At 68.9% G+C, this 19,796-nt stretch carries 23 protein-coding genes; 12 read left to right on the top strand and 11 right to left on the bottom strand.

Going from position 1 to position 19,796, the window contains the following annotated elements; all coding sequences use genetic code 11:
• Positions 1-128: 128 nt before the first annotated feature.
• Positions 129-386, top strand: a complete 258-nt coding sequence (locus SK095_RS14925) for a hypothetical protein (protein WP_136490005.1) — start codon at positions 129-131, stop codon at positions 384-386.
• Positions 387-899: 513 nt separating this feature from the next.
• Here SK095_RS14925 and SK095_RS14920 read toward each other — a convergent pair.
• From SK095_RS14920 to SK095_RS14905, 4 genes are all read right to left on the bottom strand, one after another.
• Positions 900-2,219, bottom strand: a complete 1,320-nt coding sequence (locus tag SK095_RS14920; protein ID WP_320546743.1) for a hypothetical protein — start codon at positions 2,217-2,219, stop codon at positions 900-902.
• Between the two features lie 117 nt (positions 2,220-2,336).
• A complete protein-coding gene (locus tag SK095_RS14915) occupies positions 2,337-3,203 on the bottom strand; it encodes a Dyp-type peroxidase (protein ID WP_136490007.1) in 867 nt (288 codons plus the stop codon).
• A 37-nt stretch (positions 3,204-3,240) separates the two neighbouring features.
• Positions 3,241-3,594: a cupin domain-containing protein gene (locus SK095_RS14910; protein WP_136490008.1), complete on the bottom strand. Its 354-nt coding sequence runs from the start codon at positions 3,592-3,594 to the stop codon at positions 3,241-3,243.
• An 11-nt stretch (positions 3,595-3,605) separates the two neighbouring features.
• Positions 3,606-4,490: a pseudouridine synthase gene (locus tag SK095_RS14905; RefSeq protein WP_136490009.1), complete on the bottom strand. Its 885-nt coding sequence runs from the start codon at positions 4,488-4,490 to the stop codon at positions 3,606-3,608.
• 137 nt (positions 4,491-4,627) lie between these two features.
• On the opposite strand from SK095_RS14905, the gene ald reads away from it, so the two are divergent.
• A complete protein-coding gene (gene ald, locus SK095_RS14900; RefSeq protein WP_320546742.1) occupies positions 4,628-5,752 on the top strand; it encodes an alanine dehydrogenase in 1,125 nt (374 codons plus the stop codon).
• 28 nt (positions 5,753-5,780) lie between these two features.
• Here ald and SK095_RS14895 read toward each other — a convergent pair whose 3' ends face one another.
• Entirely contained in the window at positions 5,781-7,484 is a 1,704-nt protein-coding gene (locus SK095_RS14895; RefSeq protein WP_136490011.1) for a sigma-54-dependent Fis family transcriptional regulator, read from the bottom strand.
• A gap of 56 nt (positions 7,485-7,540) precedes the next feature.
• Complete coding sequence (locus tag SK095_RS14890; protein WP_320546741.1) at positions 7,541-7,921, bottom strand: hypothetical protein; 381 nt, start codon at positions 7,919-7,921, stop codon at positions 7,541-7,543.
• Here SK095_RS14890 and SK095_RS14885 point away from each other — a divergent pair.
• From SK095_RS14885 to SK095_RS14840, 10 genes are read left to right on the top strand one after another with little or no spacing between them, the layout of a single operon-like run.
• Positions 7,920-8,066: a hypothetical protein gene (locus tag SK095_RS14885; protein ID WP_320546740.1), complete on the top strand. Its 147-nt coding sequence runs from the start codon at positions 7,920-7,922 to the stop codon at positions 8,064-8,066. The genes SK095_RS14890 and SK095_RS14885 overlap by 2 nt on opposite strands.
• Positions 8,067-8,074: 8 nt before the next feature.
• Positions 8,075-8,392, top strand: a complete 318-nt coding sequence (locus SK095_RS14880; RefSeq protein ID WP_320546739.1) for a 2Fe-2S iron-sulfur cluster-binding protein — start codon at positions 8,075-8,077, stop codon at positions 8,390-8,392.
• Between the two features lie 48 nt (positions 8,393-8,440).
• Positions 8,441-9,364, top strand: a complete 924-nt coding sequence (locus tag SK095_RS14875; RefSeq protein ID WP_320546738.1) for a catechol 2,3-dioxygenase — start codon at positions 8,441-8,443, stop codon at positions 9,362-9,364.
• Between the two features lie 26 nt (positions 9,365-9,390).
• Positions 9,391-10,851, top strand: a complete 1,461-nt coding sequence (locus SK095_RS14870; RefSeq protein ID WP_320546737.1) for a 2-hydroxymuconic semialdehyde dehydrogenase — start codon at positions 9,391-9,393, stop codon at positions 10,849-10,851.
• Positions 10,852-10,858: 7 nt separating this feature from the next.
• Positions 10,859-11,725 (top strand): alpha/beta hydrolase, encoded by an 867-nt coding sequence (locus SK095_RS14865; protein WP_320546736.1) that lies wholly within the window; start codon positions 10,859-10,861, stop codon positions 11,723-11,725.
• A complete protein-coding gene (dmpE, locus tag SK095_RS14860; protein ID WP_136490017.1) occupies positions 11,722-12,504 on the top strand; it encodes a 2-oxopent-4-enoate hydratase in 783 nt (260 codons plus the stop codon). The genes SK095_RS14865 and dmpE overlap by 4 nt, the downstream gene beginning before the upstream one ends.
• Positions 12,505-12,518: 14 nt before the next feature.
• Positions 12,519-13,442, top strand: a complete 924-nt coding sequence (locus SK095_RS14855; protein ID WP_136490018.1) for an acetaldehyde dehydrogenase (acetylating) — start codon at positions 12,519-12,521, stop codon at positions 13,440-13,442.
• A gap of 13 nt (positions 13,443-13,455) precedes the next feature.
• On the top strand, positions 13,456-14,496 hold the full coding sequence (dmpG, locus tag SK095_RS14850) for a 4-hydroxy-2-oxovalerate aldolase (RefSeq protein ID WP_320546735.1): 1,041 nt from the start codon (positions 13,456-13,458) through the stop codon (positions 14,494-14,496).
• Complete coding sequence (gene dmpH / locus SK095_RS14845) at positions 14,493-15,287, top strand: 2-oxo-3-hexenedioate decarboxylase (RefSeq protein ID WP_136490020.1); 795 nt, start codon at positions 14,493-14,495, stop codon at positions 15,285-15,287. Before dmpG ends, dmpH begins: the two co-directional genes overlap by 4 nt.
• A 23-nt stretch (positions 15,288-15,310) precedes the next feature.
• A complete protein-coding gene (locus tag SK095_RS14840; RefSeq protein ID WP_320548908.1) occupies positions 15,311-15,535 on the top strand; it encodes a 4-oxalocrotonate tautomerase in 225 nt (74 codons plus the stop codon).
• A gap of 117 nt (positions 15,536-15,652) precedes the next feature.
• Here SK095_RS14840 and SK095_RS14835 read toward each other — a convergent pair whose 3' ends face one another.
• The 5 genes from SK095_RS14835 to SK095_RS14815 all read right to left on the bottom strand — a co-directional run bounded on the left by SK095_RS14835 (position 15,653) and on the right by SK095_RS14815 (position 19,773).
• A complete protein-coding gene (locus SK095_RS14835; RefSeq protein ID WP_320546734.1) occupies positions 15,653-16,153 on the bottom strand; it encodes a rod shape-determining protein in 501 nt (166 codons plus the stop codon).
• 15 nt (positions 16,154-16,168) lie between these two features.
• The gene (locus tag SK095_RS14830) at positions 16,169-16,666 is read right to left on the bottom strand and encodes a hypothetical protein (RefSeq protein ID WP_320546733.1); all 498 of its coding nucleotides are present in this window, start codon (positions 16,664-16,666) and stop codon (positions 16,169-16,171) included.
• A gap of 85 nt (positions 16,667-16,751) precedes the next feature.
• A complete protein-coding gene (locus tag SK095_RS14825; protein ID WP_320546732.1) occupies positions 16,752-17,234 on the bottom strand; it encodes a GNAT family N-acetyltransferase in 483 nt (160 codons plus the stop codon).
• A 102-nt stretch (positions 17,235-17,336) separates the two neighbouring features.
• A complete protein-coding gene (locus tag SK095_RS14820; RefSeq protein WP_320546731.1) occupies positions 17,337-18,512 on the bottom strand; it encodes a Fic family protein in 1,176 nt (391 codons plus the stop codon).
• Positions 18,513-18,651: 139 nt separating this feature from the next.
• Positions 18,652-19,773, bottom strand: a complete 1,122-nt coding sequence (locus SK095_RS14815; protein WP_320546730.1) for a PilT/PilU family type 4a pilus ATPase — start codon at positions 19,771-19,773, stop codon at positions 18,652-18,654.
• Positions 19,774-19,796 lie beyond the last annotated feature (23 nt).

The raw sequence follows: 19,796 nt of genomic DNA, 5'->3' as shown, positions 1-19,796 counted from the left end.
AGATGAGACAGACAAAACCCCGGCAGACTTGCGTCTGCCGGGGTTTTGTTTTGCCGAGCGGCGAATTGCCTCAAGTATCGACCGAACGGTGCCGAAAAATAGGGTAACCCTTGGAGAAAAAGCTACCTATGGACAACATGAACGACGCCTGGCGGTCGGGCGGCAGTGTCGCCAGCGTACTGGTCGATGCAGCCGGGCTGAGCCTGCCGGACAGCCGGGCTGTGGATATTTCGCTGCGGGCCAGCGTGGTGCTTGCGCTCAGGGTCTACAACTCACAGATTCTCGAGGGACAGTTGCGCCCGCATATCGCAATGGCGCTGGCGGCGCAGACGGTGGGCCAGGTACGCAGGATCATTGCGTCGGCCGATCGGCTGTTGCGTCGCTGAAGCCGAGGCAGAGGTTATCCACAGCGGTCAGCAAACCGATGGACAATGGCGTGGGAGCACGGCGTGAGTTCATCGAGAGCCGCGCTGGCGGTTCCGGATCTGTGATGGTCGCAGGAGGAAACCAAAGTGGCTGTGGATAAGTTCTGTCAGACATCGCTGGGCGGCCTGATCGAAGCTGGCCGTGCATGCAGCGAGACAATCCACAGGCGGTCTGCATATCGATATAGCAAATGGCTTACATGCACTGGCGGTTTTTGTTGCTGTCGCGCCTCAGGAGCGATCTCTAAGCTACAGGCATCCACCGAGCGAAAGGATGCGCCCGGAATCACGGATGATGGACCAGCGCCAGGAGGCGACCGACAGGATGTCGGATGGTCAGGAAAGAACCCGCTTCGGCGGGTTTTTTGTTGCCTGGAAAAAGCCAGCTGGTGCCTGGTCCTGCCGTCGCCGGCGCAGCCAGCCTCCCGGGGATCTGGGCCGCACCCGGCGCGGCATCGACAGCCATCCACAGGCCTATGGGGTTCTGAATCGGTACGACCACGCCGAGGGCGTGGTCAGGCGACCGGTGGCCATGAAGTGGGTCGAGCCCCATTCGGTGACCCGCTCGCGGCCGTCGAGGGTGAAGCGGGCGCGCACGCTCCAGAAATAGTGGCGCTTGCTCGCCAGCGGGCTGATCAGGGTGTGGCTCGCCCGGGGCAGGCTCTCGCCACGATAGACGATGCTTCCCGGAGCGAGCTGGCGTGCCTCGGCGATCACCAGGTCGTAGCGCACGTTGTCGACCCGTGCCATCTCCGCCGGAGCGGCCGCGATGTCGCTGGGACGCGGGAAGGCCTGCCAGCGCAGGGTCGGGCGCGTCGAGGCGACGGGTGTCCAGACCAGCTGGCGGTCGAGGAAGCTATCACCGGTCAGCTGGCCACGGTTGCGCGGCTCGAGCGGGGCGAGGCCGAACACCGAGGACAGCCAGCCGCTGCCGTGCATGCCGCGATCGGGAAACGGGTAGAGCAGGAAGACGCTGTCGTGGATGTGCGCGCCGAGGGCGGCATAGCCGCTCTGTAGGGCCTGCATCAGCGGCGCAGCGTTGTTCCTCGTCCACTCCGCGGGCAGGCGCCGCTCGCCCTGGTACAGATACTCGGCATCGCTCAGTACGCGATTGTCGCTGCTGCGGATCAGGCGTACCCGGGCCTGCATCAGCAGTTGCAGGGCACCCTTGCTGCCGCCGCTGGCAGCGCTGACCTCGCTCAGGCCGACCTCCAGCACCTGGTCGATTCCGGCTGCGGCCAGGGCGCGGTAGTCGCCCCGCTGCGTCGCCAGGCGGGTCTGCTCCGGGGCAGGACCGGCCAGTGCCCGCCCTTCGTTCACCGCCAGCTCCTCCACCTTGCGCCGCAGGGTCTCCTGGATTTCGCCGGCCTGCACGGCGGCGAGCAGGCTGCTCTCGGCGTGCCGGACACTGCTGGCGCGCGGGGCCTGCACGGCGCCGACCACGCCGCCGACCACGCCTGCGACGCCGCACAGGCCGAGACCGATGATCAGCACCGCTCCGCAGATGTCGCCACTGCAGCCGGAGTGGCCGAGTTCGCCCAGGCAGTTGAGGAAGCTGCTGCCGGCGCCGCTGGCCGCGCCCGTGGCCTTGCCGCGCACCAGTCCTTCCAGCCGGACCTCCGGGGGCCGGGGGGCGGCCACCACCGCGATCCGCCCGAGGCTGGTCTGGTAGCGGGTATCGGGCACGGTCGGCGTCAGGCTGCAGGCGGACTGCCCGAGCAGGGCGAGGATCAGCCCCGTGCTGACGAGCTTCTGCCAGGGCGATGAGATGGGGCGGCGAGCTGGTCGGCGCATGGGCGGTACCTGGCGGAAGGGAGACAGTCATCAGTCTCGACCGCGGCGGCAGGTTTTGCCCGGCAAGCGTCGTCGGTCGGCAACCCCATCCCGGCCGCAGCGGGATGAGGCGCGTGCTCAGCCCCGCACGGCGCGCAGATCCAGGCGCCCGTCGCACAGCGGCGGGCACCAGTAGTAGCCGCCGGTGGTCGGCCGGCTGAAGCGGAACAGCGCGTCGACGATGCCGTCCTCGAGGCCGGCCATGCGTCTGAGCTGGGCCTCGAAGGCGGCGAAGGAGTGGCCGAAGGCGAGGAACACCAGGCCGGCCTGCTCGCCGTCGCTGAACGGCATCGAGCGGCGCACCACGAAGGCTTCCGGTGCGAAACTCTCCTGGGCGGTGCGCTTGACGTGGGCGGACGCCGGGGCGTCCTCCAGTTCCTCGTTGTCGCTCTGCCGGCGGCCGATGATGTCGTCCTGTTCGGCCTGCGGCAGGCGCTGGAAGTGGTCGAGGTCGTGGACCCAGTGCTGGATGGCGGCGAAGCTGCTGCCGTCGGCGGCGATGGCGGCGGCGACGGCCTCCTCGCCCAGCGGGTTCTCGGTGCCGTCCTCGTAGCCGGTCAGGTCGTGACCGTCGCGGTAGCGGAAGGCATCGCTGCTCTGCACCAGGCGCAGCGCCGGCTCCAGGGTGGCGACCAGTTCGCGCCGGCGGTGCAGCAGTTCGCCGCGGTCGTCGCCGCGCAGCCAGCACCACAGCGCGTGCTGGGTCGAGGGGATGTCCACGGCAGCGCCGTCGAGCACCGGGAAGCTGTGCAGGCCGTCGATGCGACTACCGAGAGCGCGCACCAGCGCGGCGCCGCAGCCGACCACGACGGCCTCGCCGTCGGCCAGCTGGCTCAGGCGGTCGAGGGCGGCCGGCAGGGCCTCGGTGGATTCGAGGGCGAAGAACAGGTGGCAGGCCTGCGCCGGGATGGGGCTGGCGAGGATGCCGGGCTGGCAAGGCGTCATGGGCAACTCCTGTAGGCGGAAAGACGCCATCTTAACCTCACGGCGGCGCGCTTGCTCCGTCGCCGGGCGCCTCGCCGCAGTGTACCGCCAGCCACACGGTCGGCCGGTCGGCGGCGGTGGCCTCGACGCGGTGGCGCTCGCCGGCGGGGATCAGCAGGTGGTCGCCGGGCCGCAGTTCGACCGGCTCGGCCTGCGAGGCCAGGCGCAGCACGGCGTGGCCGGCGAGCAGCAGTACCCACTCGTCCCAGGCCTGGTCGTACCAGAAGCCCGGCGGGCTGGCCTGGCCGTGGGAGACGATGCGCTCGACGCGGCAGCCGGGACGCCTGAGCAGGTCGTCGAAGCACTCGTTTGCGCGGGCATCGGGCAGCGGCTGGAACAGGTTGGCGGGCATGGCGTCGCTCCTCACCAGGCGAGGCGCAGGCGGCTGGCGAATTCGCGCTCGGCGCCGCTCAGCGGGTCGCGGAAGCGCAGGCTGCGGGCCAGCAGCTTGAGCGGCCGGTCGTAGTCGTCGGGCGCGTCGGCCGGCTGCGCCACCGGGTAGAACGGGTCGTTGCAGATCGGCGCGCCGAGCGCGGCCAGGTGCACGCGCAGCTGGTGCTGGCGGCCGGTGACCGGGAACAGCGCGTAGCGCCACAGCTCGCCATGGCGCTCCAGCACTTCCATCCGCGTCTCGCTGTTCGGCACGCCGGGCGCCTCGCGCATGCGGAAGAACGGCTCGCCGCGCACCAGCCGGCTCTCGTGGCGGTACGGGAACTCGAGGTCGGGCAGCGCCGGGGCGATGGCCTCGTAGCGCTTGTCGATCTGCCGCTCGCGGAACAGCGCGTGGTAGCGGTCGCGGCTGGCCGGATTGGTGGAGAACAGCAGCAGCCCGGCGGTGTGGCGGTCGATGCGGTGCAGCGGCACCAGCTGCGGATTGCCCAGGCGGCGGGTCAGGCGCGCCAGCAGGGTCTGCTCGACGTAGCCGCCGGAAGGGATCACCGGCAGGAAGTGCGGCTTGTCGACCACCAGCAGGTGCTCGTCGTGGTGGAGGATGTCCTCGACGAAGGGGATCGGCGTCTCCCGCTCCACCTCGCGGAAGTAGTGCACGCGCAGGCCTTCGCGGTACGGGTGCTCGGGCTCCAGCATGCGCCCCTCGCCGTCCAGCACCTTGCCGCGCTGCATGCGCGACTGCCAGCTGGCGCGGTCGATGGCCGGGAAGCGCGCGCACAGGCAGTCGAGCACCGTGGTCCAGTCGCCCGGCGGCAGGTGCAGGGTGCTGGGGCGCTGGGCAGTGGACGGCTCGGACATGACGGTTCCCGGTGGGCGGCTGGCTTGCCATTAGGCCGCAGCCGCAGCGCCTCGTCAAAACCCCCGGCGTCGCCCGCCGACGGACAGTCCCGGCTGCTACGCTGAGAGCTACCACAAGAGCAGCAGGGAGAACTGCCATGCGCATCGGGGTACCCAGGGAGATCAAGAACCACGAGTATCGGGTCGGCCTGACCCCGCAATCGGTGGCCGAGCTGCGCGCCCTCGGCCACCAGCTGTGGGTGGAGACCCAGGCCGGTGCGGCGATCGGCTTCAGCGACGCCGACTACGAGAAGGCCGGCGCGCACATCGCCGCCGACGCCGAGCAGGTGTTCGCCGAGGCCGAGCTGATCGTCAAGGTCAAGGAGCCGCTGGCTTCCGAACGCGCCCGCCTGGGCCGCCAGCACACCCTGTTCACCTACCTGCACCTGGCCGCCGACCGGCCGCAGACCGACGAACTGCTGGCCAGCGGAGCCACCTGCATCGCCTACGAGACGGTCACCGATGCCCAGGGCCGCCTGCCGCTGCTGGCGCCGATGTCCGAGGTGGCCGGGCGCATGGCCATCCAGGTCGGTGCCAGCTGCCTGGAGAAGGCCAAGGGGGGGCGCGGCGTGCTGCTCGGCGGAGTGCCCGGCGTGCCGGCGGGCAAGGTGGTGATCCTCGGCGGCGGCGTAGTCGGCAGCCAGGCCGCCGCCATGGCCATCGGCCTGGGCGCCGACGTCACCATCCTCGACAAGAACATGGACACCCTGCGCCGCCTCGACGCCCTGTACGGCAATCGCATCGCCACCCGCTACTCGACCCGCGCGGCGGTGTCCGAACTGGTGCAGGCGGCCGACCTGGTGATCGGCAGCGTGCTGATCCCCGGCGCGGCGGCGCCCAAGCTGATCAGCGCCGGCATGGTGCGGCAGATGAAGGCCGGCGCGGTGCTGGTCGACGTGGCCATCGACCAGGGCGGCTGCGCCGAGACCTCGCGGCCGACCTCCCATGCCCATCCGACCTACGTGGTCGACGGCGTGGTGCACTACTGCGTGACCAACATGCCCGGCGGCGTGGCGCGCACCGCGACCCTGGCGCTGAACAACGCCACCCTGCCCTGCGTCGTCGCCCTGGCCGACAAGGGCACGCGCCGCGCGCTGGAGGAGGACGAGCACCTGCGCCGCGGCCTCAACGTCGCCGCCGGCGTGCTGACCAACCCCGGCGTGGCGGCCAGCCACCAGCTGCCCCTGGTGCCGACCGAGGAGGTGCTGCTGCGCCTGCTCTGATGTTCCACGTGGAACAGGGCGACGGGCGTCACTCGCCGGGCAGGCCGCCCTCGACCTTCTTCAGCCGGTAGGCCAGCGCCGGGCGGGTCATGCCGAGCAGGCGTGCGGCGCGCGACACCTTGTGCTGGCCGCGGCGCATCGCCTCGCGCATCAGGATGGCCTCGACCTCGTCGAGGCCGATGCCGGCGTCGAGGATCTGCTCGACCCAGTGCCGCGCCGTCTCGGCGCCGCCGGCGGTCAGTTCGCCGGCGCGCGACAGGCGCACGCCGCCGCGCTGTCCCGCCAGCGCCAGGCCGGGGAACAGCGCCTCGACGCTGATGCTCTCGTTGCTGTCGGTGAGGATCACCCCGCGCTCGATGACGTTCTCCAGCTCGCGGATGTTGCCCGGCCAGGCGTACTGCTGGCAGGCCTCCAGGGCCCGGTCGGAGAAGCCGAGGGTCTTCTTGGCGTACTGCTCGTGGAACTTCTTGAGGAAGTGCTCGGCGAGCAGCGGCAGGTCCTCGCGGCGCTCGCGCAGCGGCGGGATCTGCACCGGGAACACGTTGAGGCGGTAGTACAGGTCGGCGCGGAAGCGTCCGGCCTGCACCGCCTCGGCCAGATCCTCGTTGGTGGCGGCGATCACCCGCACGTCGATCTTGCGCGTCTGCTGGCCGCCGACCCGCTCCAGTTCGCCTTCCTGCAGCACGCGCAGCAGGGTGGCCTGGGCGCGCGGGGTCAGCTCGATCACCTCGTCGAGGAAGATGGTGCCGCCGTGGGCGCGCTCGAAGCGCCCGGCGCGCGACTGGCTGGCGCCGGTGTAGGCGCCCTTCTCCACGCCGAACAGCTCGGCCTCGATCAGGTCCGGCGGGATGGCCGCGCAGTTCACCGCGACGAACGGCTGCTCGGCGCGCGCGCTGCGCAGGTGCACGCTGCGCGCGATCACCTCCTTGCCCACCCCGGTCTCGCCGAGCAGCAGCACCGACACCTTGCCGCGCGCGGCCTTGTCGATGGTCTGGCAGATGCGCTGGTAGGCCGGCGACTGGCCGACGCCGTAGTACTGGCCGTCGTGGCTGTGCAGGCGGCTGCGCAGGGTGGCGACCTGCGACTGCAGCTCGTAGAGCTCCTCGATCACCGGGTCGTTCTTGAAGTAGGCCTTGAACTCGGCGGAGTCGGCCCACTCCTCGGCGGTCTTGCCGATCACCCGGCACTTGTCGTCGCCGCGGCCGCGGCAGCTGACTTCCTTGAAGATGATCTCGCGGCCCATGAATGCCGAGGTGTAGCTGCAGGCGTAGCCGAGCAGGGTCCAGCAGGCCGGCTGGTCCATCAGGCCCAGCTCGGTCTGGCAGATCTCCACCTCGAAGGAGTCCAGCCAGTCGATCTCGGCGTAGAAGCGGCCCTTTTCCACGTCGATGTCCACCTCGATCGGTCGCGAGCGCAGCATGCCCTTGAGCATGTGCAGCTGCGGGCCGGCGAGGAAGATGTCCAGCTCGCTGGAGTCGGGGCGCAGCTTGCGCGCCAGCTCGGCGTCCTTGAGCCCGGACTGGTAGCCCAGGCGCAGGAAGAAGCCCTTGGCGCGCTCGATGCCGAGCAGGTCGACCATCTCGCGGCGGAAGTTGGCCAGCGCCGACAGCGGCATCAGCAGCATGCGCTGCTCGCCCAGCCAGATCTTGCCTTCCTGGCTGACGAAGCGGATCTGGCTGCTGAGGTCCTGGATGTCCGGGTACTGCAGTTGCGGCTTGTACTTGATCGCCATTCGGGTGGGCCCCTTGCTTGTTGTTGTGGCGGGGAGGCGTGGCGCGCGTGGGCGGCCTATTGCTGCATGGAAACGGCTTGCCGGGAAAAAATCAACCAGATGATCAAAGAATGCGGAAATTGAGCATTTGCTGAATTTCTCCGTGCCGGGCGCCCGGGGCGGCGTGCGGCGGCGTTTGGCGCCGGCTGGCGGGCCCGGGAATTCACCAAATCATCAATTTCATCGCCACGCCATGCCTGCCTTCTGCCGTGCGACGAGCCTTTCCAGCTGCGTCGCGTGCCGCACATCAAATAAAAATCCTTTTGAATCAATGGCTTGTTATTAGTTGGCGGACCCTTGCGGGTGGTTTGGCACAGCTGTTGCTCTTGTCCTCTCGCCCGGCAAGCCAAGCTGCCGAGGCCAGCCGCACAGACAAAAACAACAGGTACGGTCGTCATGAACACTGCCATCCGTGCGCGCGCCGAACAGCGCGAGCGCCGCATCTTCTTCCCTTCCGAGCGCCCTGCCCCCGCGCCTTCCCGTTCTGGCCTGCAGCGCCTGTTCCGCCTGGCGGTCAGCGCAGCCCTGCGCCTGCGTGGCTGAGGTGCGCCATGAGCCAGACCTTCCAGATCACCGAAACCGCCAGCGGGCAGCGCTTCGCCTGCAGTGACGAGCAGAACGTACTGGCCGCCATGGAGCGGCAAGCCCGGCGCTGCATCCCGGTCGGCTGCCGCGGCGGCGGCTGCGGCCTGTGCAAGGTGCAGGTGGTCAGCGGCGAATTCGACTGCGGACGGATGAGCCGTCGCCACGTCAACGCCATCGACCGTGAACAGGGCCTGGTGCTCGCCTGCCGGCTGTTCCCGCGCAGCGACCTGGCCATCCAGCGCCCGGCATCCGCCGAGCCTGTCGTGACGACGCCGGCGCGCTAGCGGCCGGCGAAACCGTTGGACCCCACAACAAAGACAAGAGGTGTCGAGATGAAAAAAGGTGTGATGCGTCCGGGACACATCCAGCTGCGCGTTCTGGACATGGCCAAGGCCCTGGAACACTACGTCGAGCTGCTCGGCCTGATCGAGGTCGACCGCGACGAGCGCGGCCGCGTGTACCTCAAGGGCTGGACCGAGGTCGACAAGTTCTCCGTGGTGCTGCGCGAGGCCGACGAGGCCGGCATGGACTTCATGGGCTTCAAGGTGCTCGACGACGCCACCCTCGGCCGCCTGACCGAGGACCTGGTGGCCTTCGGCTGCCTGGTGGAGAGCATCCCGGCCGGCGAGCTGAAGGGCTGCGGCCGCCGCGTGCGCTTCAGCGCGCCGACCGGCCACCGCTTCGAGCTGTACGCCGAGAAGGAGCAGACCGGCAAGTGGGGCCTGTCCGAGATCAATCCGGAAGCCTGGCCGCGCGGCCTCAAGGGCATGAAGGCGACCCGCTTCGACCACGCCCTGCTGTACGGCGGCAACCTGCCGGAAACCCTGCGCCTGTTCACCGAGGTGCTCGGCTTCGATCTGGCCGAGCAGGTGGTCGACCCGCACGGCAACCGCATCGCCCAGTTCCTCACCGTCGGCATGAAGGCCCACGACGTGGCGTTCATCCAGCACACCGAGCAGGGCAAGCTGCACCACGCCTCGTTCTTCCTCGAGACCTGGGACGACGTGCTGCGCGCCGCCGACCTGATCAGCATGACCAACACCTCGATCGACATCGGCCCGACCCGCCACGGCCTGACCCACGGCAAGACCATCTACTTCTTCGACCCGTCCGGCAACCGCAACGAGGTGTTCTGCGGCGGCGACTACCACTACCCGGACCACCCGCCGGTGACCTGGACCGCCGCCGAACTGGGCAAGGCGATCTTCTACCACGACCGCGAGCTCAACGAGCGCTTCCTCACCGTCCTGACCTGATTGCCACTGCCCAACGAGACTCATCCATGAAAGAGATCAAGCACTTCATCAACGGCGAATACGTCGGTTCCGCCAGCGGCAAGCTGTTCGACAACGTCAACCCGGTCAACGGCCAGGTGATCGCCAAGATCCACGAGGCCGGCGAGGCCGAGGTCGACGCCGCGGTCAAGGCCGCGCGCGCGGCGCTCAAGGGCCCGTGGGGCAAGATGACCGTCGCCGAGCGCACCGAGATCCTCCACCGCGTCGCCGACGGCATCACCGCGCGCTTCGACGAGTTCCTCGAGGCCGAGTGCCTGGACACCGGCAAGCCGAAGTCCCTCGCCTCGCACATCGACATCCCGCGCGGCGCGGCCAACTTCAAGGTGTTCGCCGACCTGGTGAAGAACGTGCCCACCGAGGCCTTCGAGATGGCCACCCCGGACGGCACCGGCGCGCTGAACTACGGCGTGCGCCGTCCCAAGGGCGTGATCGGCGTGATCAGCCCGTGGAACCTGCCGCTGCTGCTGATGACCTGGAAGGTCGGCCCGGCGCTGGCCTGCGGCAACACCGTGGTGGTCAAGCCCTCGGAAGAGACCCCCACCACCACCGCCCTGCTCGGCGAGGTGATGAACGCCGCCGGCGTGCCGGCCGGCGTGTACAACGTGGTGCACGGCTTCGGCGGCAATTCGGCCGGCGCCTTCCTCACCGCCCACCCGGACGTCGACGCCATCACCTTCACCGGCGAGACCGGCACCGGCGAGACCATCATGCGCGCCGCTGCCAAGGGCGTGCGCCAGGTGTCGCTGGAGCTGGGCGGCAAGAACGCCGGCATCGTGTTCGCCGACTGCGACATGGACAAGGCCATCGAGGGCACCCTGCGCTCCGCCTTCGCCAACTGCGGCCAGGTCTGCCTGGGCACCGAGCGGGTCTATGTCGAGCGGCCGATCTTCGACGAGTTCGTCGCCCGCCTGAAGGCCGGCGCCGAGGCGCTGAAGATCGGCGAGCCGAACGACCCGAGCGCCAACTTCGGCTCGCTGGTCAGCCACAAGCACCGCGAGAAGGTCCTCAGCTACTACCAGAAGGCCAAGGACGAGGGCGCCACCGTCGTCACCGGCGGCGGCGTGCCGGACATGCCGGCGCACCTGGCCGGCGGCGCCTGGGTGCAGCCGACCATCTGGACCGGCCTGCCGGACGACTCGGCGGTGGTCACCGAGGAAATCTTCGGCCCGTGCTGCCACATCCGTCCGTTCGACACCGAAGAGGAAGCCATCGAGCTGGCCAACAGCCTGCCCTACGGCCTGGCCTCGGCGATCTGGACCGAGAACAGCTCGCGCGCCCACCGCGTCGCCGGGCAGATCGAGGCCGGCATCGTCTGGGTCAACAGCTGGTTCCTGCGCGACCTGCGCACCGCCTTCGGCGGCAGCAAGCAGTCGGGCATCGGTCGCGAAGGCGGGGTGCACTCGCTGGAGTTCTACACCGAGCTGAAGAACATCTGCGTGAAGCTGTGAGGCAGTCATGAACCAGCCCGTACAGAGCCCGGAAATCGGCCGCGAGATCCTCGCCGCCGGCTACCGCACCAACCTGCATGAGCAGGGCGAAGGCTTCCCGGTCCTGCTGATCCACGGCTCCGGCCCGGGCGTCACCGCCTGGGCCAACTGGCGCGGGATCATCCCGCAGCTGGCACAGACGCGCCGGGTGATCGCCCCGGACATGCTCGGCTTCGGCTACAGCGAGCGTCCGGCCGATGCGCAGTACAGCCAGCAGCGCTGGGTCGAGCATGCCATCGGCGTGCTCGACGCCCTCGGCATCGAGCAGGCCGACATCGTCGGCAACTCGTTCGGCGGCGGTCTGGCGCTGGCCCTGGCCATCCGCCACCCCGAGCGGGTGCGCCGGCTGGTGCTGATGGGCAGCGTCGGCGTGTCCTTCCCGATCACCGCGGGACTGGAGACCGCCTGGGGCTACACGCCGTCGCTGGCCAACATGCGCCAGCTGCTCGACCTGTTCGCCTACGACCGCAATCTGGTTAACGACGAGCTGGCCGAGCTGCGCTACCAGGCCAGCATCCGCCCGGGCTTCCAGGAGTCGTTCGCCGCCATGTTCCCGCCGCCGCGGCAGAACGGCGTCGACGACCTGGCCAGCGACGAGGCGGACATCCGCGCCCTGCCCCACCAGGCGCTGGTCATCCATGGCCGCGAGGACCGGATCATCCCGCTCGAGGCCTCGCTGCGCCTGGCCGAGCTGATCCCCAACAGCCAGCTGCACGTCTTCGGCCACTGCGGCCACTGGACCCAGATCGAACACGCCGGCCGCTTCGCCCGCTTGGTCGAGGACTTCCTCGCCGAGGCCGATGCCGCCGCCAACCTTCAGGAAAAATGCGCATGAACCAAGAACTGATCCAACAGCTCGGCGACGAGCTCTACCAGGCCATGCAGAGCCGCGAGGCCGTCGCCCCGCTGACCAGCCGCTATGACCTGACCATCGACGACGCCTACCAGATCTCCCTGCGCATGCTCGAGCGCCGTCTGGCCGCCGGCGAGCGGATCATCGGCAAGAAGATCGGCCTGACCAGCAAGGCGGTGCAGACCATGCTCGGCGTCAACCAGCCGGACTTCGGCTACCTGACCGACGCCATGGTGTTCAGCAGCGGCGCGACCATGCCGATCAGCGACCGCCTGATCCAGCCCAAGGCGGAGGGCGAGATCGCCTTCATCCTCAAGAAGGACCTGATGGGCCCCGGCATCACCAACGCCGACGTGCTGGCCGCCACCGAGTGCGTGATCCCCTGCTTCGAGGTGGTCGATTCGCGCATCCAGGACTGGAAGATCAAGATCCAGGACACCGTCGCCGACAACGCCTCCTGCGGCCTGTTCATCCTCGGCGACAACGCCGTCTCCCCGCGCCAGGTCGACCTGGTCACCTGCGGCATGGTGGTGGAGAAGAACGGCCAGCAGATCAGCACCGGCGCCGGCGCCGCCGCGCTGGGCTCGCCGGTCAACTGCGTTGCCTGGCTGGCCAACACCCTCGGCCACTTCGGCATCGGCCTGAAGGCCGGCGAGGTGATCCTCTCCGGCTCGCTGGTGCCGCTGGAGCCGGTCAAGGCCGGCGACTTCATGCGCGTCGACATCGGCGGCATCGGCAGCGCCAGCGTGCGCTTCGTCTGATCAGGAGCCTGAACATGAGCAAGAAACTGAAAGCCGCGATCATCGGCCCGGGCAATATCGGCACCGACCTGGTGATGAAGATGCTGCGCTCGGAGTGGATCGAGCCGGTATGGATGGTCGGCATCGACCCCGAGTCCGACGGCCTCAAGCGCGCCCGCGAGTTCGGCTTGAAGACCACCTGCGAGGGCGTCGACGGCCTGCTGCCGCACGTCATCGAAGACGACATCCGCGTCGCCTTCGACGCCACCAGCGCCTACGCCCACGCCGAGAACAGCCGCAAGCTCAACGAGCTGGGCGTGCTGATGATCGACCTGACCCCGGCCGCCATCGGTCCGTTCTGCGTGCCGCCGGTGAACCTCAAGGAGCACGTCGGCAAGCTGGAGATGAACGTCAACATGGTCACCTGCGGTGGCCAGGCGACCATCCCGATGGTCGCCGCGGTATCCCGCGTGCAGCCGGTGGCCTACGGCGAGATCGTCGCCACCGTGTCCTCGCGTTCGGTCGGCCCGGGCACCCGCAAGAACATCGACGAGTTCACCCGCACCACCGCCGGCGCCATCGAGAAGGTCGGCGGCGCGAAGGAAGGCAAGGCGATCATCATCATCAACCCGGCCGAGCCGCCGCTGATGATGCGCGACACCATCCACTGCCTGACCGAGAGCGAGCCGGACCGCGATGCCATCACCGCCTCCGTGCACGCCATGCTCGCCGAGGTGCAGAAGTACGTGCCGGGCTACCGCCTGAAGAACGGCCCGGTGTTCGACGGCAACCGCGTGTCGATCTTCATGGAGGTCGAGGGCCTGGGCGACTACCTGCCCAAGTACGCCGGCAACCTGGACATCATGACCGCCGCCGGTCTGCGCACCGCCGAGATGTTCGCCGAGGAAATCGCCGCCGGCACCATCCAACTGCCGAGCCGCGAAGCTGCACTGGCCTGAGGGGAATAGCACGATGAATCTGCAAGGCAAGCAAGTCACCCTGCACGACATGAGCCTGCGCGACGGCATGCACGCCAAGCGCCACCAGATCAGCCTCGAGCAGATGGTCGCCGTGGCCACCGGCCTCGACGCCGCCGGCATGCCGCTGATCGAGATCACCCACGGCGACGGCCTCGGCGGGCGCTCGATCAACTACGGCTTCCCGGCGCACAGCGACGAGGAGTACCTCAGCGCGGTGATCCCCCAGCTCAAGCAGGCCAAGGTCTCCGCCCTGCTGCTGCCGGGCATCGGCACCGTCGACCACCTGAAGATGGCGGTGGACTGCGGCGTGTCGACCATCCGCGTCGCCACCCACTGCACCGAGGCCGATGTCTCCGAGCAGCACATCGGCATGGCGGCGAAGATGGGCGTCGACACCGTCGGCTTCCTGATGATGGCGCACATGGCCAGCCCGGAGAAGGTGCTGGAGCAGGCCCGCCTGATGGAAAGCTACGGCGCCAACTGCATCTACTGCACCGACTCGGCCGGCTACATGCTGCCCGACGAGGTCAGCCAGAAGATCGGCCTGCTGCGCGCCGAGCTCAACCCGGCCACCCAGATCGGCTTCCACGGCCACCACAACATGGGCATGGCCATCGCCAACTCGCTGGCCGCCATCGAGGCCGGTGCGGTGCGCATCGACGGCTCGGTCGCGGGCCTCGGCGCCGGCGCCGGCAACACCCCGCTGGAGGTGCTGTGCGCGGTGCTCAAGCGCATGGGCGCCGAGACCGGCATCGACCTGTACAGGATCATGGACGTCGCCGAGGACCTGGTGGTGCCGCTGATGGACCAGCCGATCCGCGTCGACCGCGATGCCCTGACCCTGGGCTACGCCGGCGTGTACAGCTCGTTCCTGCTGTTCGCCCAGCGCGCCGAGAAGAAGTACGGCGTGCCGGCCCGCGACATCCTCGTAGAACTCGGCCGCCGCGGTACCGTCGGCGGCCAGGAAGACATGATCGAAGACCTGGCCCTCGACATGGCCAAGGCCCGCCAGACCCAGAAGGTGACCGCATGAACCGTACCCTGACCCGCGAACAGGTGCTGGCCCTGGCCGAGCACGTCGAAGGCGCCGAGCTGAATGTCCACGACATTCCGAAGATCACCAACGACTACCCGCAGATGACCTTCGCCGACGCCTACGACATCCAGTGGGAGATCCGTCGCCGCAAGGAGGCCCGCGGCAACAAGACCGTCGGCCTGAAGATGGGCCTGACCTCCTGGGCGAAGATGGCGCAGATGGGCGTGGAGACGCCGATCTACGGCTTCCTCTCCGACTACTTCAGCGTGCCGGACGGCGGCGTGGTGGACTGCTCCAAGCTGATCCACCCGAAGATCGAGGCGGAAATCTCCGTGGTCACCAAGGCCCCGCTGCAGGGCCCGGGCTGCCACATCGGCGACGTGATCGCGGCGATCGACTACGTGATCCCCACCGTCGAGGTGATCGACTCGCGCTACGAGAACTTCAAGTTCGACCTGATCAGCGTGGTGGCCGATAACGCCTCCTCGACCCGCTACATCACCGGCGGCCAGATGGCCAACCTCGAGGACGTCGACCTGCGCACCCTCGGCGTGGTGATGGAGAAGAACGGCGAGGTGGTGGAAGTCGGCGCCGGCGCCGCGGTGCTCGGTCATCCGCTGTCCAGCGTGGCCATGCTGGCCAACCTGCTGGCCGAGCGCGGCGAGCACATCCCGGCCGGCACCTTCATCATGACCGGCGGCATTACCGCCGCGGTGGCGGTGGAGCCGGGCGACAACGTCACCGTGCGCTACCAGGGCCTGGGCAGCGTCTCCGCGCGCTTCGTCTGAGTTCACCCCTGTTGCCCCGGCCGCTGGCCGGGGCTTTTTTCGCGAGGAACCGTCTCATGCCGATTGCCCATGTGCACATCATGGAAGGCCGCAGCGCGGAACAGAAGGAAGCGATGATCCGCGAGGTCAGCGAGGCGCTGGCGCGCACCCTCGACTCGCCGCTGGACCGCGTGCGGGTGCTGATCACCGAGGTGCCCAAGGATCACTGGGGCATCGGCGGCGAACCGGCCAGCAAGGTGCGCCGCTGAGCGCGCCCCTGCCCTGCTTTCAGCAAAGCCCGGCTCGCCGGGCTTTGTCGTTTCTGCGCGGTGTGTTCCACGTGGAACAGGTGCTGCGGATGCCATGGCTGTTCCACGTAGAACGCTTCAGGCTGGCCAGAGCAGGCTGCCGCCGGCCTCGGGGAAGTGCAGATGCTCGAGTTCGTGACTGTGCAGTTCCCGGCCGGTCCAGAGGTACACCTGGCGCGCGCCGGCACCCATCAGCAGCTCGACCAGCGCGCGGGTCTCGACCTGGGTCAGACCGCCCTCAAGCCGCTCCAGCGGCTGCAGCACCACCGTCGGCGCCGGGCGCAGCAGCACGGGCGGCTGGAGCCGCTTCAGCAGCAGCCGCAGGGTCTGCTCCGCTACCGCGAAGTCGGCCAGCAGGGTGCGCGGATGGCGGAAGCCGTTGACCAGCTCGACGCCCGGCTGGCCGTCCAGGGCCAGCGCCGCGTCGCCGACGGCCAGCGGCACGCGCCGGCCCTTGCCGTCGCTGCGCAGGGCCAGTAGCGGCGGCTCGCTGAGGGTCTGGCCGGACTCCACATGGAGGGCGCGCAGCAGGTCGGCCTGCAGGCGGAGGTAGAGGGTGTTGCGCAACAGGTTGAGCATGATCTTTCCGGGCAGTCAGGGGAAGCTGCGATTCGGTGACTGGCGCAGCAACTGCGCGACCCGCTGGCGCTGTTCGTCTTCACAGCTGCGCTGCTGCATGGCCCGAGCCATGAAGCCCTGCAGGGCGCCATGGGTGACGCCGATGAAAGCCAGCTGCTTTTCCGTGAAACCATGGCGGCGGGCGCTGGTGGTCAGGGTCAGGTAGTGGCCCTGCCAGTCCAGGTCGCACCATTCGGCCAGTCCGGACAGCTCGCCGACATCCATGACCTGACGGGCCACGGCCGGCGACACCGGCAGGCGCTGGCGCTCCGCCTCGTCGGCGGGCAGCACGGGGGAGCTGTCGGCGTAGCGGGCCTTGCCCCAGAACTGCTGCTGCACGGCCTGCAGGAGTTCGGTGCGGGTCGCTTCCGGCAGCAGTGCGCTCCAGGCCGGCGTGCCCAGGCTGCCGAGCAGCAGCAGGGTTGCCGCACGGGCGAAACTGCTGAGGGAGGACAGCAAGGAAGAGTGGCGCATGGACAAGTCCGTTTGTCGTAGGCGGGAGCAGCATTCTGGCTGAGCCGGCCGGTGCGTTCTGCGCGCCGGTTGGCAAGGCGCGGGCTCAGGTCAGCGGCAGACGCAGGTGGATCAGCATGATCGGTTGCTGCTGCGGACCCTGGCGCTCCTCGAGGGCGAAGGGCGTGTAGCCGAGGCGGGCGTACAGGCGCAGGGCGGCAGTGTTGGGATTGAAGCAGGACACCCGCAGCTCGCGGGCGCCGTGGCGCTCGGCGGCCAGCCGGGCCATCCGCTGCATCAGGAAGCCCGCCACGCCCTGGCGGCGTGCCTGCGCTGCCACCGCGACGTTGCCGACCCAGCAGGCGCCCTCCTCGCGCCTGTAGATGTTGGCGAAAGCCAGCACCTCTTCGCCGCGGCACACCACGCTGGAATCGCTGCGCTGGGCGATGCTGGCGGCCAGCTGTTCGACGTCGAGCGGGAAGCGGGCGCGCGGGGCGAGGTAGTACAGCTCCTCGGCACTCCGGGCAAAGCTGCAGATGGCGGGCAGGTCGGCGTCGCGGACCGGGCGGAAATCGAGATCGGTGTTCATCCTGAACTCTTGGTAGATGGGCTGTGGAAAAGTGGTTCGACGGCTTGCGCTGAAGCGTCAAACTTCTGGCTGTGGACAGTTGTTGTCCACAGCCGGGGGAGATCATTTCTGCTGGCGCAAGGCCTGGCCGGCGGTGGACAGCCGGTATTGCTGGCGGCTGCTCTTGGGCTTGTCGGGAATGGTCATCTCGATCAGTCCGGCCTCCAGCGCCGGCACCAGATACAGGGTGCGGAAGTTGGCGTCGCTCTTCAGGCCGAGGGCGTCCTGCAGGGCCTTGCGGCTCATCACCCCGTCGCAGACGCCGATCAGGCGGCGGACTTCACTGGCGACATGACCTGCAACATGACTTCTTTCTTCGTCTGCAGCATGTATGTCGACTTCACCTGTATCTCCACCTGTAACATGACCTGCGACTTCACCTGCGACAGCACTTTTCACTTCGCCTGTCGGCATGGAAAAAGTCCGCGAGGCCGCGGAACGCGGGTACTGGCGCGGCAGCGCACGGGTATAGGCGAACTCCAGCCACAGGCCGTCCTGCTCATGGCGCAGCAGTGGTTCGACCACGCCGTGGACGCGGCAGGCGCCGAGCAGACGGTCGATGCCCAGACCCCAGGCCTCGATCAGCCCGGCGCGCTGGAAGGCGCTGGCGATGTCCGGGTTGCCGGGGCGCGACAGGTGACGGGTGCGCAGACTGGCGACGCTCCAGCCATGCGGCAGGCGCGCCGGGTTCCACAGGCTGATGCGGTCGTCGTGCAGGCGGATCTGGATGGGGATGCCGCTGGCGTAGTCCTTGTGCACCAGGGCGTTGAGCAGCGCCTCGCGCAGCGCCGCCAGCGGCAGCGGCAAGGCCGCCGGCGCGCGAGGCTGCCCGTCGGGGTCATGCCGCAGGTGCGCCTCCAGCAGCGCCAGGGCGTGCTCGAACTGGGCGAACAGCGGGCCGCCGATGGCGTGCTGCTGGACCAGGCCCTGCTCGCGGTCGAAGCGGCCGACGCGGACGTAGGCACCGCCGACCAGTTTTTCCGGCTCGGCATGGAACAGCAGCACGGCGGCGCGCTTGAGGTGGAACAGCTGCAGCTGCTCGAGCAGCACGGCGCCGCTCTCCTCCGCAGCGCCGCTGCGCCGCTGGAAGTCGGCCAGTGCGTCGGCGTCGAGGTCGGCCAGGCGCAGCTGCGGCACCGCCTGGTCGTCCCAGCTGCCGCCGCTATCGGGGGGAAGGAAACGGTCGCTGGCCGCCTCGGTCGGGAGGCCTTTCCACTCGAGGTCTGCTGGTTCTTTCATCCGCGATACCCTGTTTGCGCGCGAGAGCAGCGGGCATGTTAACCAAATGGCGCGGAGGGCGGGCGGGGGCGGACGTGCTTTCGTTCAAGTTCCGCGCATGCCGCCGGGCGCCGTGCGACGGCGCCCGGCGGTCGGCGGATCAGGGGGTGATGTGCAGCTCGGCGTCGCGCATCACCTTGAGCTCGGCGTCCTCGGCGTGGAAGCCGCGGGCGAGCTTGGCGCGCAGGGTCAGGTCGGTGCGCGAGTCGGCGTGGCGCAGGGCCTCGTCGAGGCTGATGCGTCCGGCCTGCACCAGGGCATAGAGATGCTGGTCGAAGGTCTGCAGGCCGAGCTCCTGGCCGCGACCGATGGCGGCCTTGATGTCGTCGAGCTGGTCACGCTGGATCAGGTCGGCGATGTAGGGGGTCTTCAGCAGCAGCTCGACGGCGGCGACGCGCTTGGCCTCGCGCCCCGGCACCAGGCGCTGGCCGACGATCGCCTGCAGGTTGAGCGCCAGGTCGCCGAGCACCTGCTGCCGCGCCTCCTTGGGGAAGAAGTTGCAGATGCGCTCGATGGCCTGGGTGGTGTTGGTGGCGTGCAGGGTGGCGATGCACAGGTGGCCGGTCTCGCTGTAGTGCAGGGCGTGCTGCATGGCGTCGCGGTCGCGGATCTCGCCGATCATGATCACGTCCGGCGACTCGCGCAGCACGTTGAGCAGCGCCTGCTCGAAGCTGCGGGTGTCGAGGCCCACCTCGCGCTGGTCGACGATCGAGCGCTGGTGCTGGTGGAGGAACTCGATGGGATCCTCGATGCAGACGATGTGGCCGCCGCGCGAGCGGTTGCGCAGGTCGATCATCGACGCCAGGGTGGTCGACTTGCCGGAACCGGCGGCGCCGACCACCAGGATCAGGCCGCGGTCGAGCATGATCAGCTCCTCGAGCTTCTTCGGCAGGCCGAGTTCCTCGATGCCGGGAATCTGGCTCTTGATGTGGCGCACCACCATCGAGACTTCGCCGCGCTGGTAGTAGACGTTGGCGCGGAAGCGTCCGGCGCCTTCCAGGCCGATGGCCAGGTTCATCTCCAGATCGCGCTCGAACTCGGCGATCTGCTTCTGGCTCATGATCTGGTAGGCCAGCTGCTGCACGGAGCCGGGCGGCAGCGGCGCCTTGCCGATCGGCAGGCTCTGGCCCTCGCGCTTGAGCTGCGGCGGTGCGCCGACGCTGAAGAACAGGTCGGAACCGCCCTGCTCGACCATCAGGTGCAGGTAACGAAACACATCCATGCCGCTTGCCTCCTGAATCGGGA

Origin of the sequence: Pseudomonas sp. AN-1, from assembly GCF_034057115.1 — a bacterium.
GTDB lineage: Bacteria > Pseudomonadota > Gammaproteobacteria > Pseudomonadales > Pseudomonadaceae > Geopseudomonas.
Note: the sequence above shows the minus strand (reverse complement) of the source record. Positions and strands in the feature narration are given on the sequence as shown.